The sequence below is a fragment of the Microvirga sp. HS2 genome (assembly GCF_055792805.1).
The window spans coordinates 86,215-102,835 of the sequence record NZ_JBVVAJ010000008.1 but is presented as its reverse complement, the minus strand read 5'-3'; the positions used below and the strand labels follow the sequence as shown (position 1 = coordinate 102,835).

Here is a 16,621-nt window from a genome sequence, read left to right as displayed (position 1 = left end):
CGCCTGAACTAGAGATGAAAATCGAGCCCCTCGCGCACCAAGTCGAAGGCGACGTGTTTTTGCCGACGGTTCGACCTTTTCACGGCCGAGCGTGAACGTCGAAGAGTATTCTTCTTGCCAATTCCGTCCGGCAAGAAAAAGGGCGCGGGCGAGCTGCCTGCTCGATCCCGCGCCCCATGGAAGGCGTGTGTTCGCAGCGGGTCCTACCGCGTGAACTTCTTGTACTTGATCCGGTGCGGGATAGTGGAATCGGTGCCGAGGCGGCGCTTCTTGTCCTCCTCGTAATCCGCGAAGTTGCCCTCGAACCATTCCACATGGCTGTCGCCCTCGAAGGCCAGGATGTGGGTGGCGATGCGGTCGAGGAACCAGCGATCGTGGCTGATGATCACCGCGCAGCCTGCGTAATCCTCCAGCGCCTCTTCGAGCGCACGCAGGGTGTCCACGTCGAGGTCGTTGGTCGGCTCGTCGAGGAGAAGCACGTTGGAGCCCGACTTCAGGATCTTGGCGAGATGCACGCGGTTGCGCTCGCCGCCCGAGAGCACGCCGACCTTCTTCTGCTGGTCGGAACCCTTGAAGTTGAACGCCGAGCAATAGGCGCGGGCGTTGATCTCGCGCTTGCCGAGATAGAGCACCTCGTTGCCGCCGGAGATCTCCTCGTAGAGCGTCTTGTTGGCATCGAGCGAATCGCGGCTCTGGTCGACATAGCCGAGCTTGACGCTCTCGCCGATGGTGATGGTGCCCTCGTCCGGCTGCTCCTGCCCCGTGATCATGCGGAACAGCGTGGTCTTACCGGCGCCGTTCGGACCGATCACGCCGACGATGCCGCCCGGCGGCAGCTTGAAGGACAGGCCGTCGATCAGGAGCTTGTCGCCGAAGGCTTTCTTGAGGTTGTCGAACTCGATGACGTTGTTGCCCAGGCGCTCGGCGATCGGGATGATGATCTGAGCCGTCGTCGGGCCCTTTTCGTTGGCCTTGGCCACGAGGTCCTCGTAACGCTGGATACGGGCCTTGGACTTGGCCTGACGGGCCTTCGGCGAGGCCGACACCCATTCGCGCTCGCGCTCGATGGTGCGCTGGCGGGCCTCTTCCTCACGGCCCTCCTGCGCGAGGCGCTTCTGCTTCTGCTCGAGCCAGGACGAGTAATTGCCTTCGTAAGGAATGCCGCGGCCACGGTCGAGTTCGAGGATCCAGCCCGTCACGTTGTCCAGGAAGTAGCGATCGTGGGTCACGATGAGGATCGCGCCCGGATAATTGCGCAGGTGGCCTTCGAGCCAGGCCGTGGTTTCGGCGTCCAGGTGGTTGGTCGGCTCGTCGAGGAGCAGCAGTTCCGGCTGCTCCAGGAGCAGACGGCACAGGGCCACGCGGCGACGCTCGCCGCCCGAGAGCTTGTCCACGGTCCAATCGTCCGGCGGGCAGCGCAGGGCGTCCATGGCCTGGTCGACCTGGGAATCGAGATCCCACAGGCCCTTGGCCTCGATCTCGTCCTGGAGACGGGTCATCTCGTCCGCCGTCTCCTCCGAGTAGTTCATGGCGATCTCGTTGTAGCGGTCGAGCAGCGCCTTTTTGGCGGCCACGCCCAGCATCACGTTCTCGCGCACGTTCTTGGTCGGATCGAGCTGGGGCTCCTGCGGCAGGTAGCCGACTCGGGCCCCCTCGGCCACCCAGGCCTCGCCGGTCCAGTCGGTATCGGTGCCGGCCATGATGCGCAGCAGGGTCGACTTACCGGCGCCGTTGACGCCGAGCACGCCGATCTTGGCATCCGGGTAGAAGGAGAGATGGATGTTGTCCAAGACCTTCTTGCCGCCCGAATAAGTCTTGGAGAGGCCACGCATGTGGTAGATGAACTGACGGGACACGGGAAAAGCCCTGCTGGTAAGTCGGTTGAAAGGGATTGGCCGTCAGTTAGCAGGGGCTGCCTGCGGGGGCAAGGCGGGGGAGTGTCGCCGCTCCCTTCCCGTCCGCGGAGAGTTCGAGGGGCAAGCTCCCTCAATCGGGGCACCCCTGTTCATCGAGCCTTCGCTCGCCTTGCGCAGATGATCCCGGTGCGGCAAGGCGCGGCTTTCTCGGATGGAGAGGCAATTGTCCCTCCCGGCCTTGTGCTGGGGCTTCCAAGACGTGGAAGGCTGGGACTGATCCCGGATCAACTCCGCGGACGGCCAGTGGTGATGAGGTGAGAGGCTGAGGCCCCAACACTCTCCCCGTCATCCCCGTCTTGATCCCGTTGCGGTTCTGAAGACGTGGGTGGCCGGGCCTGATCCCCGGATCAAGTCCGGGGACGGCCATGACGACGGGGCATGGCGGAAGGAGCGCCAGGACGAAGCGGAGCTGTCAAAGAGCGCAGGGCATGGAGGATCGGCCTCGGGGCTGGTCGGCACCGAGGGGGAGCAGTCGAGGGGTCGCGCGAGGAGCGGTCCGGCTCGATGGAGAATGGTGATGGCTGGGGAACCTGACGGCTCCTCGCGCACGGTTCTTTTAGGCGGCCAACGCATGAACGCGATGGGCGAGCCCACCGGCCGCGGGCGGCCTCCCGTCAGTCCAGGCTGCGTGGCCTGGAGCGCGGGACCGTGCCCCGGCTCCACAACCTGCGACGCCTCGCGAGCGCGCCCCTCGGCGAGCCGGGACAGATCACGATATATCTTAGCTTGACGCACCTGTCAAGAACAAAGATGGAACATGCCGCCCGACCATCCCTCGGCCACTCCGCCGCTTCCGCCGCTCACCGTCATGGCCGTCCCCGGACTTGATCCGGGGATCAGACCCGGCCACCCACGTCTTCAGAACCGCAACGGGAGAAAGACGGGGATCCCCGGGACAAGCCCGGGGATGACGAGAGGAAGACCTAAACGACGGGAGGGTCACGACGGGAGGAGGCCATGACGAGAGCGGGCGTAACTATGGAGGGCACGTGGGAGTGGTACGGGAAAGGAGCCCGGCCCGGACAGGCGCATCGCTCCTGTCTCACAGCCCGAACGGATAGGTCTCCGGCATCCCCTCCCCATGAGCATGGGTCAGCGGCGTCACCGCCTTGGTCTCCTCGAACCAGACGAAGGCGTCGAACTGCTCGGTCAGGATCGCCTCAAAATAATGGCTGTAGAGCTCCGTCTCCGGCCGGTAGATCACGCCGATGGCGCGCTCCAGGCGCGGGCGGGACAGGGCCAGCTTCAGGTCGTCCTGGAAATTCTCCCGCCAATCGGTGAGGAAGCGGCCGAGCCCGGTTTCGCGGAAGATCCGCTCATGGCTGTCGGGCCGGGCCGGGATGACGTTCTTCACCTGCATCGGCTCGTCCCAATCGTCGGCGGCGGCCACGGTGCCTCGGTCGGTTCCGAAACCGATGAGAACGGCCTCTTCCCGAAAGGCCTTGCGGCACAGCTCCCCGATATTGAACTCGCCCTGCCAGCCCATGGCGGTCGCCGAAGCATTTCCGATGTGGGAATTGTGCGCCCAGACCACCGCCTTGGCATTCTCGCGGCGGGCCAGCAGGCTCTGGAGGGTGTCGAACATGTGCCGGTCGCGCAGGTTCCAGGATTCCGTCGCGCCCTCATACATGATCCGGTAGTAATGCTCCGCCGCGTGAACGATCTTGGCGTTCTGCACGGCGTCGAAGAACTGCTCGCCGCCCTCCGACTCGAGATAGTCCATCCGCTTGTCGAGGATCTCCTGCAGCTGGCGCAGCAGTTTCTCGTCGCAGGGCTTCTTCTGCCCCGTGATCACCGCGCGGCCGTAGCGGGCTGGGTCCGACTGCCAGGGGCTCAGGCAGCCGTAGCGTCCCCTCGCCTCCTTCGCGGCCTCTGGATCGACCCGGTCGAGGTAATCGAGCACGGAGCGGATGGACGCGTTCAGGCTGTAGACGTCGAGCCCGCGAAACTCGGCGCGACGGTCCTCGGGAAGATCTTTGCTGAAGGCGCGCATCCAATTGACGAAGTCGTAGACCTCCTCGTTGCGCCACATCCAGGTGGGAAAGCGCTCGAAGGCGACGTCGTCACCGTCCGGAACGTGGCGGTGGCGCACATAGGCATCGATCCGCGCCGCATCGGGCCAATCCGCCTCCACGGCCACGATGTTGAATCCGTGATGCTCGATCAGCCGCCGCGTGATGGCAGCGCGCGCCCGGTAGAATTCGGAGGTGCCGTGGGTCGCCTCGCCCAGCAGCACGACCTTGGCATCCGCGAACCGGTCGAACAGCGCTCCGAACGCATCCGCATCGTCGAGCGGAGGAAGCGGCTCGCCGTGATCGCGCACAACGTGGACGGCCTCCCTGATCGAAGCCTCGTTCTCGTTCTGCTTCCAGGAAAATCGGGCCATTGTCGCACCTCGAAGCGTGGAGAAGTTTCTCCACTAACGACGGGTCATGACTCCTGTTCCGGAAGGACTTCGTTCTCCATCATCGTGGCGAACGCCTCCTCCGCCGCCCCAATGGCCGGGCGTGCGCCCAGCATCCGTTGACTCGAAGTATGCGCCGGCCGCGACCGGCCGGCGCCAATAGCGTTTTCGTCAGGAGACCCATTCACCGCCGCGCATCAGCGGCTCGGGCGTACCGGCCTGAGTGATGCCGTCCACATCCACCTTGTCGGAGCCGATCATCCAGTCGATGTGGATGAGGCTCTTGTTGGCGCCGCGCGAGGCCAGTTCCTCCTCGCTCATGCCGCCGCCGTCGCGGATGCACTTGCTGTAGGCTTGTCCCAGCGCGATATGGCTCGAGGCGTTCTCGTCGAAGAGCGTGTTGAAGAAAAGCAGGCCGCTCCGGGAAATCGGCGACGAGAACGGCACCAGCGCCACCTCGCCGAGGCGGCGCGCGCCCTCGTCCGTGTCGAGGACCTTGTTCAGCACCGCCTCGCCGGTCCGGGCCTTGCTCTCCACGATGCGCCCGCCTTCGAACGTCACCTGGATGTCCTGGATCAGAGTCCCGTTGTAGGACAGGGGCTTCGTGCTGGTGACGTATCCGTCCACACGGTCCTTGTGCGGCGTGGTGAAGACTTCTTCCGTCGGGATGTTGGCGTTGCAGACCACCCCGTTCTTCGCCCTGGCCGAGCCGCCGTTCCACTCGTGCCCGTCCGCGAGCCCGACGCGCAGATCCGTGCCTGGACCACGGAAATGAAGGGCGGCGTAATTCTTCTCGTTGAGCATGCGCGTGCGCGCCTGAAGGCTCGCATTGTGCTGCTCCCAGGCGGCTATCGGATCCGGCGTGTCGACCCGCGAAGCCGAGAAGATCGCCTGCCAGAGCTTCGCGACCGCCACGTCTTCCGGATCGTCCGGGAACACGGCCTTTGCCCAGGCGGGCGTCGCAGCGGATACGATGGTCCAGTTGATGTCGAAGCCCGCGATCAGGCCGAGCGCCGGCATGTAGGCCTTGGAGCGAGCGCGGTTGGCGCGGGAGACCTTCTCGGGATCCTCCTTGGCGAGCAGGGACGGATCCTCTCCGACCACGGCCAGACGCGCCGCGCCGTTCCTGAAGGCTGCGGCCATGCCCTCGTAGAGCCATGCGGCGGCCGTATCGAAGCCCTCGGCGTGGCCGTAGCGATACCGCAGCAGGGTCGCCTCCTCGTCGGAGAAGAACGTAGTCACCAGGGACGCGCCCGCCTTGTAGGCGTGTTCCGTGATGCGGCGCACCAGGGGAACCGCGTCGAGCGGAGCGGTCACGACCAGTTCCTGGCCTTCCTTGAGCCCGAGACCCACCCGCACGGCGACCTCTGCGAGGCGGTCGAGAAGCTGGGCGTGGGATGGGGCATCAAGGGGCGTGCGGACTTGTTCGTTCATAATGTCATCTCTTGCAGGATGTAAGGTTGGAGGCAGGCTACACGCCTCGGGGCCAGGAGCAACCTCCGGGATCCGGGACTCACATATTCCCCGGCTGCACGGAGCCAAGGGCTTCACGGTCGAAAGCGACGCTCTTGATGATCGCCTGCACAGCCAAGCCCGGCACGAGGCCAAGCTGTTCGACGGATTTTCGCGTCACGCTGGCGACGATGCTGTCGCCGCCGCAATCGAGAACCACATCCATGGAGGATCCGGTCGCCTCGTCGATCGCCGTGATGGTGCCGGGCAGCACGTTGAGTGCGCTCATGCCCTGCGGCGCATGGAGGGACAGGATGATGTCCCTGGCGCGCAGGCGCACCCTCACAGGCGCGCCGACAGGCCGGTCGAGGCGCGAAACGGTGAGCGTCCCCGCCGCGACCTGAAGGATCGTCAGGTCATAGGCCTCCTCGTGCCGCAGCACGCGGGCCTCGACCAAGGCGCCGGCCTCCACGGGCCCCGTATGCGGAAAGAGCCTCGTGTGCAGCAGGACATCGGCGGCGGGACCGGAGGCGGTGACCCGCCCTCCGCTCAGGATCACGATGGTGGTCGCAAGCCGTGCGATCTCCGGCACGGAATGGCTGACGAGGACCATGGGGACGTCGCCTTCGTCCCGCAATCGCTCGATATAGGGGTAAATCTCGGCTTTCCGTTCCTCGTCGAGCGAGGCCAGCGGCTCGTCCATCAGCAGCAAGTGGGGGTCGGAGAGAAGCGCGCGCCCGATCGCCACGCGCTGCCGCTCGCCCCCCGACAGCGTCGACGGCCATCTGTCCTGCAGGTGCCCGATGCCCAAAAGCTCCACGATGCCGTCGAATTTGGCGGCCCGTTCTCTCCTGGGAGTGAACCAGCGCCCGAACAGCAGATTCTGCCGCACGTTCAGATGCGGGAACAGGCGCGCTTCCTGGAAGACGTATCCGATCCTTCGCCTGTGCTTCGGCACGACGATGTCCTGCGCCGTATCGACGAGGACGCGTCCTTTCACCGAGACGCGCCCTGAATCCGGGCGAATGAGGCCGCCGATGACGTTCACGAGCGTCGTCTTGCCCGAGCCGGACGGGCCGAACAGAGCCGTCAGCCGCCCCTCCGACCGGAAGCGGGCATCGAGCGTGAAAGCACCTTGCCGATGGTGAATGTCGACGTCGAGGACCATCAGGCGAGGAACCTCCGCCGGACCCGCCGCGCCATCCACTCGGACATCCAGAGCGCGGCGATGGAGATCGCAATGGACACGAAGGTCAGGCGCAAGGCGCCGCCCTCGCCGCCCGGCACCTGCGTGAATGTGTAGATGGCCGACGGGATCGTCTGCGTCTCGCCGGGAATGTTGGAAACGAAGGTGATGGTTGCGCCGAACTCTCCCATGGCTTTTGCGAATGACAGAACCATGCCCGCCAGGATCCCGGGCAGGATCAGCGGCAGGGTCACCACCAGAAAGACCCAGACAGGATGGGCGCCCAGCGTTCCCGCAGCATCCTCAATCCTGCGGTCGACGGTCTCGAGGGACAGGCGGATCGCGCGCACGAGCAGGGGAAACCCCATGATGGCACAGGCCAGCGCCGCCCCTGTCCACCGGAACGCCAGAACGATGCCGAACTGTTCGTCGAGAAAGGAGCCGATCGGTCCGCGCCGCCCGAAGCCCAGGAGAAGCGCATAACCGACGACGACGGGAGGAAGAACCAGCGGCAGATGAACCAGCACATCGAGCGCCTGCCGTCCCCAGAACCGGCCACGCTCCAGGACATAGGCCGTCGCAATCGCGGGCAGGAGGCTCGCGCTCATGGCGACGAGCGCGACCTTGAGGCTGAGGCGGACCGCCGTCCATTCCTCGGGAGAGAGCCAATCCGTCACGAGTCCGAACCCGCTGCGCTCACGACGCCGAAGTTCTGTGTCCCGGAAAGCGGCAGCCGCGCCCGCAAGGATCGCAGGACCTCAGCAAGCGCAGGCCCGACGATCGACGTCTCGGCTGTGCCTTTGCTCGAACGTGCTGTCCGCATCCCTTGCTCCCCGGGCCCCATCGGCTCGGCGCATCCTAGCGGACCCGCCCCCGGCTTCAAGCCGGGCGGTGCCGGAGTTGCGCCTTCTTCTTCATGGAACGGACGAGGCGGTAGCCGAGAAGCCCTGCCACGATGGCCGCATAGACAAGAGGCTCCATCGGCCAGGATTTGACCACGAGGATGAAATGGAGGGCCGCGCCGATGGCGGCGATATAGACGAGGCGATGCAGCCTCGCCCAGGCCTGCCCGCCCATGCGCCGGATCGCGGCATTGGTGGAGGTGAGCGCCAGCGGCACGAGAATGACGAAGGTCGCCATACCGATGGTGATGTAGGGCCGTTTCACGATATCGGCCCAAATGGCCGCCAGATCGAGCCCCTGGTCGAGCACCATGTAGGTGACGAGATGGAGGAGCGCATAATAAAAAGCGAGCAACCCGAGAGCACGGCGATAGCGCAGCAGATTGACGGAGAAGAGCTGGCGTAAAGGCGTGATCGTGAGCGTCGCGATGAGGAAGCGCAAAGCCCACAGGCCGAGCGCCTGTTCCAGGTAGCGCATCGGGTCGGCGCCCAGCTGATCGGTGATGCCCCGATAGAAGAGCCAGACGGCCGGAACGAACCCGACGATATAGACCAGGATCTTGGGCACCTGGGGCAGCGCGAAGCCCTTCTTCGCGCTCTGAACGGAAGGTCGGCCTGTCATCAGTAGAACTTCCGCAGGTCCATTCCGGAATAGAGGCTCGCCACCTGATCCGCGTAGCCGTTGAACATGAGCGTGGGCCGCCGTTTCACGAAGAGGCCGCCCTCTCCGATGCGCCGCTCGGTGGCCTGGCTCCAGCGGGGGTGATCCACGGTCGGATTCACGTTGGCGTAGAAGCCGTATTCGTTCGGCGCCTGCGTATTCCATGCCGTCACCGGCTGCTTCTCGACGAAGCTGATGCGGGTGATCGACTTGATGCCCTTGAAACCGTATTTCCATGGCACGACGAGCCGAATCGGCGCGCCGTTCTGGTTCGGCAGGGTCTCGCCGTAAAGGCCGACCGCGAGGATCGTGAGCGGATGCATGGCCTCATCCAGCCGCAGGCCTTCCCTGTAGGGCCAATCGAGTATGGGGAAGACCGAGCGCAGGCCGGACATTTCGCTGGGGCGGTTGACGGTCTCGAAGGCCACATACTTGGCGCTTCCGAGCGGTTCCGCCCGCTTGATGAGATCCGCCAGAGGGAAGCCGACCCACGGGATCACCATGGACCAGCCCTCGACGCAGCGCATCCGATAGATCCGCTCCTCGAGCGCGGAGGCCTTGATCAGGTCCTCGATCCCGATCTCCTGGGGCTTGCCCACGAGCCCGTCGATCTTCACCGTCCAGGGAGAAGTCTTGAGCGTTCCGGCATTCTTCGCCGGATCGTCCTTGTCGACCCCGAACTCGTAATAATTGTTGTAGCTCGTGACATCCGCGCGGCTCGTGAGCTTCTCATCGGTGGAGAAAGGGCTTTTCTGGGCCGACAGGGGCGCGGCTTCCACCTGCGCCGGCAAACCCGCCGCCAGGGCGAGACCGGCGGCACCAGCCATCCATTGGCGGCGGTTGAGATAGACCTCCTGAGGCGTGATCTCGGAGGGGAGGATATCGGAGGGACGTCGGATCAGCACGGTGAGACCTCGGTTCAGACCAATGCGCTAGAGGTATACCCGAGAACGCCGCCGGTGGTTTCACGTTTCCGTGTAGACCCCTCACGTGGTTGCGATACGCCTGCCCTGCTCGTCGAAGAGATGGGCCTGGTGGGCTGCGGGCCTCAGGGCCACGGCCTCCCCCGGCTTCAAGCTGCAACGCTCCCGCAGAACGACGGTGAGATTGCCGCCCTCCGCCTTCGCGATCAGCGTGGTGTCCGCCCCCGTCGGCTCGATCACCGCGACGGTGGCCGGGATCGAACCCGGTGTTCCGGCGGGCGCGACGTGGAGGTGCTCGGGCCGGATGCCATAGGTGAGCTTCGATCCCGGAGCGGCCGAGGGCTGGGCCTCCAGCGGCAGAACTGCCCCGCTCGGAAGCGCCAGCCCACCCTGCTCCAAACGCCCCTCGACGAAGTTCATAGCCGGCGACCCGATGAAGCCGGCGACGAAGCGGTTGGCGGGGCGGTCGTAGAGTTCGAGGGGTGCGCCGATCTGCTCGACGATGCCGTCGTGCATCACCACGATCTTGTCGGCCATGGTCATGGCTTCGATCTGGTCGTGCGTCACGTAGATCGTCGTGGTCTTGAGGCGCTGGTGCAGCTCCTTGATCTCGGCGCGCATCTGCACGCGCAGCTTGGCGTCGAGATTGGAGAGCGGCTCGTCGAACAGGAACACCTGCGGGTCGCGCACGATGGCGCGGCCCATGGCGACGCGCTGGCGCTGTCCGCCCGAAAGCTGGCGCGGATAGCGGTCGAGCAACGCCGTCAGACCGAGCGAGGCTGCCGCATCCCCGACCCGCTTCTTCTGCTCAGCCTGCGGCACGCCCTTCAGCCTCAGCGAGAAGGCCATGTTCTCCGCCACCGTCATGTGCGGATAGAGCGCGTAGGACTGAAACACCATGGCGATGTCGCGGTTCTTCGGCGGCACATCGTTGACGGTGCGCGAGCCGATGCGGATATCGCCGCTCGTGATATCCTCGAGGCCCGCGATCATCCGGAGGAGCGTCGACTTTCCGCAGCCGGAGGGGCCGACCAGAATGACGAACTCGCCGTCCTGGACGTCGATATCGACCCCCTTGATGATCGAGACGGTTCCGAAGGACTTTCGGACGTCGCGGATCGAGACATGGGCCATTCTGCTCTCCCTCAGACGTTCCAGGCCTGCGCGGCCCGGACGAATTTTTTCGTGATCTCGCGCGGATTGGTGATCGCCGTGCCGACCACCACCGCATGAGCGCCGCGCCGGAAGGCCTCCGCCACGAGATCGGGCGTGTCGAAGCGGCCCTCGGCGACGACGGGCACAGTCAGCGCCGCGACGAGAGCCTCAAGCAGCTCCAGATCGGGCCCTTCGCCTTTGCGGGCGGCGGTCTCCTCCGTATAGCCGGCAAGCGTCGACGCCACGTAGGTCGCGCCATGGGCCTGTGCCGCCTTGCCCTCGTCGAGCGTGGCGATATCGGCGAAGACCTCTTTGCCGAGCTCGTGGCGAATGCGGGGGATCAGGCGCTCCACCGGCTCGCCATTGCGGGACCGAGCCGTCGCGTCGAGGCCGATGATGTCCGCGCCCGCTTGCGCGATCTGCGCGGCGTCGTCGAAGCCCGGCGTGATGTAGACTGGGAAACGGTCGTCCCACACCTTCGCGATCCCGATGATCGGGAGTTTCGTGACGGCGCGGATGGCGGCGATGTCGTCCACGCCGTTCGCGCGGATGCCGCCCGCGCCGCCCGCCTGCGCCGCAAGCGCCATGGCGGACATGTGGACCGACCCGTGCAGCGGATTGTCCGCGCGGGCCTGACAGGAGACGACGAGGGTGCCTTTCGGGATCAGCATGGCCGTGTCCTACTTCACCGCACCAGCGGTCAGACCTTGAATGAACTGGCGCGACAGGGCGACGTAGAGAAGCGTGATCGGCGCCGCCGCGATGGTGAGGCCCGCGAACAGCATGCCCCAATCGGTGGTGTATTCCCCCATGAAGGTCGTCAGTCCCTGCGGCAGGGTCTTGTAGGCGTCGGTCTGGATGAAGACGAGAGGGAAGAAGAAGTCGTTCCAGATCGGCACCGCGTTCTGAATGGCCGCGATGGCCATGGGCGGACGCGCCAGCGGGAGCATGACGGACCACATGATGCGGGGCTCCGACGCGCCGTCGATGCGGGCCGCGTCCTCCAGCTCAGCGGGCAGCGAGCGCAGGAAGCCTGCCATGATGAACACGGCCGACGGCAGCCCGATGGCCGTATAGGTGACGATCAAGCTCCAGCGGCTGTCGAGCAGGTTCAGGTCGCGCAGCAGAATGAAGAGCGGAATGACCGCGAGCTTCAAGGGCAGCATCAGACCCGCCAGGAAGAACAGCAGGATGAAGGTGTTGGTGCGCGACTCGTAGCGCGCCACCGCATAGCCCGCCATGGTGCCGAGCACGAGGATCAGGAGGATCGAGACGCCGGTCACGATGATCGAGTTCATGAAATAGGTCGGCATCGCGGTTTCGCCGAGGACCTTGGCGAAGTTCTGCACCTGCGTGAAATCGGGCAGCGCGAAGGGGTGCTCGAAGATCTCGCCCGTGGTCTTGAAGGCGGAGAGCACCATCACCACGACCGGATAGAGCATGATGAACGAGTTCGCGATCAGGATCACCTGCGCCAGAAGCGCAAAGGAGATCGGCTGCCGCGATGATGAAGAATTGGCCAGAGCGGTCAAAACTGGATCTCCCGACGGCGCAGCCACAGGGTGAGCGTGGACGCGAAGACCACGATGAAGAGGAAGATGAGGGTGGCGAGCGCCGAGCCCATGCCGAAATTCTGAATGCTGGCGCTCTGGTTTCCGAAGGCCGTGCGGTAGAAGACGAGGCCGAGCACATCGGTCGTGCCGAAAGGCGAACCGTCGAGGCCGACCATCACGTAAGGGATCTCGAACCAGTTGAACGCGCCGATGAAGAGCAGCGTGAAGAGAATGGTGGTGCTGGGGGCCACCAGGGGCCATACGATGGTCCTGAGGAGCTGCCATTCGCTGGTGCCGTCGAGCCGCGCCGCCTCGATGATGTCGGACGGGATGCGCTGCATGCCGGCGAGATAGACGAGCGTCGGAAAGCCCACGAAGTGCCAGGCATTGGCGAGGATGAGCGCGCCGAGCGCGGTGGAGGAATCGCCGAGCCAGGGCTTCGCCCATGAATCGAGGCCCAGGGAATAGAGCGCCTGGTTGATGATGCCGAAGTTCGGATTGAGGAAGAGCTTCCACAGGAAGCCCACGATGATCGTGGAAAGCACCACGGGCACGAACACCGCGACCCGGTGGAAGCGGAAGCCGAAGTGCTCCTTGTAGAGCAGCCACGCGAGAAAGAACCCGCCGCCGTTCTGGATGATCATGAGCGCGATCAGCGCATAGACGTTGTGCAGGAAGGCGTTCCAGACGGTCGGCCCCATGGTGGCCCCGAACAGCACTTCCTTGAAGTTCGCCAGCCCCACGAAATCGCCGCGCGCCAAGCCGCGCCATTCATAGAAGGCGTAGGCGAAGGCCGACAGGATCGGATAGACCACGAACAGCGACATGAACACGACGGGCGGGACGACGAGAAACGCCACCCAGCTGCGGTGCTTCCATGTGCGGGCCTGTTTGGGCGAGACGGGCATTGGTGAACCCTGGAAGGTCGGAGAGAGGCATCCTGCCGTCATGCCCGGCACAAGGCCGGGCATGACGACGGATGAGCTTACTTCTGGAACGGCTTGTAGTAGGTCGCGATGCCCTTGTTGATCTCGGCGGCCGCCTGCTCGGGCGTCTGCTGGCCGGCAAGCATCTTCTGCACGTTCGACTGCAGCAGCACCGATCCGCTCGGCTCCTGGTAGCGGAAGCGCACGAGCATCAAGTAGGACATGGAATTCTGGGCGAGCTTCGCCACCTCCTGCGTGATCGGGTCCTCGATCTTGATCCCCTTGATCGGCGACAGGTTCTTCAGGGTGTTGGTGAAGGCGGTGCCGTATTCCGGAGTGGCGAGATAGCGGATGAACTTCAGAGCCGCTTCCTTCTTCTCGCTCTTCGCGTTCACCGCGTAGCCGCCGTCGTAGTAGGTTGCGATGAGAGCCTGATCGCCTTCCTTCAGGACCGGCGCCGGGAACACGCCCAGATCGAGGGTCGGGTTCTGGTTCTTGAAGTTCGCGACCTCATAGGAGCCGCCCGCGAACATGGCCGCGCGGCCCGCCACGAAGAGCTGCTGCGACGACGGGTAGTCAACGCCCGAGAAGTTCGGCGAGAAGTACTGGCTGACGTCCTTGAGCTTGGCGAGCGCGCTGACGAAGCGCGGATCGGTGAAGTTCGCCTTGCCCGAGACGATATCATCCTCGAAGGACTTGCCGAGCATGGACGACAGAAGGCCGCCGACGATGGTCTCGTTCTGCCACGCGGTCGCGGTGCCGTTGGCGAATGGCGTGACGCTCTTGGCCTTCAGCGCCTGGCACAGGGCCATCAGCTCGTCCCAGGTCTTCGGCGGGTTCACGCCGTTATCCTTGAAGATCTTCTTGTTGTAGACGACGAGCTGGGCCTGCATGGCGAAGGGCACCGCATAGACCTTGCCATCGGAGCGCAGGGTCTCGGCGGCGAGAGCCGCGTCGGGGAAATTCGCGAGCTCCGGCACATTCTGCTTGTCGAGAGCGACCAGATAGCCGGGGGTTGCGATGGTCTCCAGATTGCCGTAGGCGCGAACCTGAATCACGTCCGGACCGCGGCCGGCGGCGAGCGCCGTGGAGAGAATGGTCTGATAGTTCTCGGGCGCATAGGTCTCGAACTTGATCGAGATGCTGGGCTCCGTCGCCTGGAACTTCTTGATGGCGTCCTGATAGAACGCCTTGTCTTCCTGGCGCCAGCTCCAGAAGGTCAGCTCGGTCTGCTGGGCCATGGCGGCGCCGGATGACAACAGGAGGCCGCCGGCGGCAGCGCCCATCAGAATGCGTCGGGTCAGTTTCATTGTCGGTTCCCTCATCGTTGAAGTCCTTTTCCTCCCACCGGCAGGCGTCCTTTTCGATCCGCCTTCCGGAATCCGTTCTAGCCGCTGGTCTCGGCCACGATCACGAGCACCGTCGCATCGTCGTGCGTTTTAACACGCGGATACGCCCTCGCCAGGAGATCGTCGCGCTCCAGCGCCCGCAATTCCTCAATCAGATCGTCTCCCCTGCCCTCGGCGAGCGCGGCATGGAGGAAGCGATCCGTATAAGCTCCGAACACATCGACGAGGCGCATGAAACCGTCCGTGGCGAGCACGATCGTCTCACCCGCCCTCACCTGCGCCTCGAAGTACAGCTCGCGCCCGGCCCATGGATGGGACGGGCTGACGACCCAATAGCCGTCCGGCTGGTTGAGCTTGCTGCGATTGTCCAGGATCTGACGCCGGACCGCCTCCGGCATCAGGCCCGGCGCGTGACCTCCGGATTCGAGTGCGGCAAGCGTCTTTCGCTCGAAGGGCTTCGATCGCTCGTCGGTCCAGCGCGCAATCCCCTGCTCCGTGGGAACCAGAGCCACCACGTCCCCGAGAAAGAAGCCGTCGAGGCGCAGATGTCCGGGGTCGGACCGACGAGCCTGGACGAGCCCGAGACAGGCCGAAGGGGTATGATGGACGTGATGTCCTGGAAGATGGGCGGTGGCCGTGGCGAAGACCCGGCTGATCTCAGCCTCCACCCGCCGGAGGAGATCGTCCCCCGGACGATCCTCGCTTGCCAGCCTCTCCAAGGTTTCGTGGATCCTGGCCGCGAGCCAGGCAGCATCGCTCCCGCCCTCGGTCAATTGCCCGGTCGAAAGCCCCGTGGCTCCGTCGATGATCCAGGCGCAATGGTCGAGCAGGCCCAACCCGTCCTCATTGATACGGGTGCCGGGCACGGATTGCCGGTACAGGGACCGGAAGCGGGGATCGGGGCCAGTCAGGGTCACTCCTAACTGGTCTCATATTGGTCGCCCCCTGTCCATACTGGTCTTAGGGACTGTTCACACCCGGAAGCGGTTACAGCGGCAACCCGGTATAGTTCTCGGCCAGGGACTTTGAGGCCGCCTCGGAACCGACGAGATAGTCGAATTCGGTCCTCTGCATCCGCCGCCCGAACGTATCGGTGTTCGGAAAGGTATGCAGGATCGAGGTCATCCACCAGGAAAATCGTTCCGCTTTCCAGACCCGGGCGAGAACGCGGGCCGAGTACCCGTCGATGCCGGCGGAAGAACGCTCATGATAATATTCGGCTAGCGCCTCGGCGAGAGCCCCGACATCGCTGGCCGCGAGGTTCAGGCCCTTGGCTCCTGTCGGCGGCACGATATGAGCCGCGTCGCCCGCCAGGAACAGGCGGCCGAACCGCAGAGGCTCGGCGACGAAACTCCGCAGCGGCGCGATGGACTTCTCGATGGAGGGGCCCGTCACCAGTCGCTCCGCCGTCTCCTCGTCCACGCGTCGGCGCAACTCGTCCCAGAAGCGCTCGTCCGACCAGTCCTCCACCTTCTCGCCGGAAGGAACCTGGACATAGTAGCGGCTGCGGGTGTGCGAGCGCATCGAGCAGAGGGCGAAGCCCCTCTCGTGATGGGCATAGATCAGCTCGTCCGCCACGGGCGGACGATCGACAAGGATTCCGAGCCAGCCGAAGGGATAGACGCGCTCGAAAGTCGTCAGGGCACCTGCGGGCACGCTGGCGCGGCACACGCCATGATAACCGTCACATCCGGCGATGAAGTCGCAGGTGATCTCCTGCTGAACGCCGTCCTTGACGAACCGGACCTTAGGCCTGTCGGTGTCGAAATCGTGGATCGAGACCTGATCCGCCTCGTAGATGGAGACTGCGCCGGACGCGTCCCGCGCCTGCATGAGATCGCGGGTGACCTCCGTCTGCCCATAGACCGTCACCGTGCGCCCGATGAGTTCGCGGAAGTTGAAGCGGTGCTTGTCGCCGTCGAAACAGAACTCCACGCCGTCATGCACCAGACCCTCCGCGTGCATGCGCTCGCTGACCCCAGCCTTTTCGAGGAGTTCGACGGTGCCCTGCTCCAGCACGCCCGCCCGGATGCGGCCGAGTACGTAATCGCGACTGCGGCGCTCGATGATGATGGCCTCGATGCCCTGCTTGTACAGGAGCTGCCCGAGCAGCAGCCCTGCGGGACCTGCGCCGATGATCGCGACCTTGGTGCGCATTGTCGTTCCCTCCTGCGCCGCATCCCTGTGCGGCGCC

14 protein-coding genes are annotated in these 16,621 nt (G+C 64.9%); all 14 read right to left on the bottom strand.

Features of this window, described 5'->3' with window-relative positions; all coding sequences use genetic code 11:
• Positions 1 to 203: 203 nt before the first annotated feature.
• Positions 204 to 1,856, bottom strand: a complete 1,653-nt coding sequence (ettA, locus tag ACS5Q0_RS09780; RefSeq protein ID WP_473126433.1) for an energy-dependent translational throttle protein EttA — start codon at positions 1,854 to 1,856, stop codon at positions 204 to 206.
• A 1,102-nt stretch (positions 1,857 to 2,958) separates the two neighbouring features.
• Positions 2,959 to 4,302, bottom strand: a complete 1,344-nt coding sequence (locus ACS5Q0_RS09775) for an erythromycin esterase family protein (protein ID WP_473126432.1) — start codon at positions 4,300 to 4,302, stop codon at positions 2,959 to 2,961.
• Positions 4,303 to 4,491: 189 nt separating this feature from the next.
• Positions 4,492 to 5,754, bottom strand: coding sequence for an aminopeptidase (locus ACS5Q0_RS09770; protein WP_473126431.1), 1,263 nt, complete (start codon positions 5,752 to 5,754; stop codon positions 4,492 to 4,494).
• A 79-nt stretch (positions 5,755 to 5,833) separates the two neighbouring features.
• The gene (gene modC, locus ACS5Q0_RS09765) at positions 5,834 to 6,940 is read right to left on the bottom strand and encodes a molybdenum ABC transporter ATP-binding protein (protein WP_473126430.1); all 1,107 of its coding nucleotides are present in this window, start codon (positions 6,938 to 6,940) and stop codon (positions 5,834 to 5,836) included.
• Complete coding sequence (gene modB / locus ACS5Q0_RS09760; protein WP_473126429.1) at positions 6,940 to 7,635, bottom strand: molybdate ABC transporter permease subunit; 696 nt, start codon at positions 7,633 to 7,635, stop codon at positions 6,940 to 6,942. Before modB ends, modC begins: the two co-directional genes overlap by 1 nt.
• Positions 7,636 to 7,837: 202 nt before the next feature.
• On the bottom strand, positions 7,838 to 8,482 hold the full coding sequence (gene msrQ / locus ACS5Q0_RS09755; protein ID WP_473126428.1) for a protein-methionine-sulfoxide reductase heme-binding subunit MsrQ: 645 nt from the start codon (positions 8,480 to 8,482) through the stop codon (positions 7,838 to 7,840).
• Positions 8,482 to 9,426, bottom strand: a complete 945-nt coding sequence (msrP, locus tag ACS5Q0_RS09750) for a protein-methionine-sulfoxide reductase catalytic subunit MsrP (protein WP_473126427.1) — start codon at positions 9,424 to 9,426, stop codon at positions 8,482 to 8,484. Before msrP ends, msrQ begins: the two co-directional genes overlap by 1 nt.
• An 81-nt stretch (positions 9,427 to 9,507) precedes the next feature.
• Positions 9,508 to 10,578, bottom strand: a complete 1,071-nt coding sequence (locus ACS5Q0_RS09745; protein WP_473126426.1) for an ABC transporter ATP-binding protein — start codon at positions 10,576 to 10,578, stop codon at positions 9,508 to 9,510.
• An 11-nt stretch (positions 10,579 to 10,589) separates the two neighbouring features.
• On the bottom strand, positions 10,590 to 11,270 hold the full coding sequence (locus ACS5Q0_RS09740; protein WP_473126425.1) for an N-acetylmannosamine-6-phosphate 2-epimerase: 681 nt from the start codon (positions 11,268 to 11,270) through the stop codon (positions 10,590 to 10,592).
• Positions 11,271 to 11,279: 9 nt separating this feature from the next.
• A complete protein-coding gene (locus ACS5Q0_RS09735; RefSeq protein ID WP_473126424.1) occupies positions 11,280 to 12,131 on the bottom strand; it encodes a carbohydrate ABC transporter permease in 852 nt (283 codons plus the stop codon).
• The gene (locus ACS5Q0_RS09730) at positions 12,128 to 13,060 is read right to left on the bottom strand and encodes a carbohydrate ABC transporter permease (RefSeq protein ID WP_473126423.1); all 933 of its coding nucleotides are present in this window, start codon (positions 13,058 to 13,060) and stop codon (positions 12,128 to 12,130) included. The genes ACS5Q0_RS09735 and ACS5Q0_RS09730 overlap by 4 nt, the downstream gene beginning before the upstream one ends.
• Positions 13,061 to 13,137: 77 nt before the next feature.
• Positions 13,138 to 14,388 carry an extracellular solute-binding protein gene (locus ACS5Q0_RS09725; protein WP_473126422.1) on the bottom strand — a complete coding sequence of 417 codons (1,251 nt, stop codon included), beginning with the start codon at positions 14,386 to 14,388 and terminating at the stop codon, positions 13,138 to 13,140.
• Between the two features lie 77 nt (positions 14,389 to 14,465).
• Entirely contained in the window at positions 14,466 to 15,344 is an 879-nt protein-coding gene (locus ACS5Q0_RS09720) for a protein phosphatase 2C domain-containing protein (RefSeq protein WP_473126421.1), read from the bottom strand.
• Between the two features lie 70 nt (positions 15,345 to 15,414).
• The gene (gene pobA / locus ACS5Q0_RS09715) at positions 15,415 to 16,584 is read right to left on the bottom strand and encodes a 4-hydroxybenzoate 3-monooxygenase (RefSeq protein ID WP_473126420.1); all 1,170 of its coding nucleotides are present in this window, start codon (positions 16,582 to 16,584) and stop codon (positions 15,415 to 15,417) included.
• Positions 16,585 to 16,621: the final 37 nt, after the last annotated feature.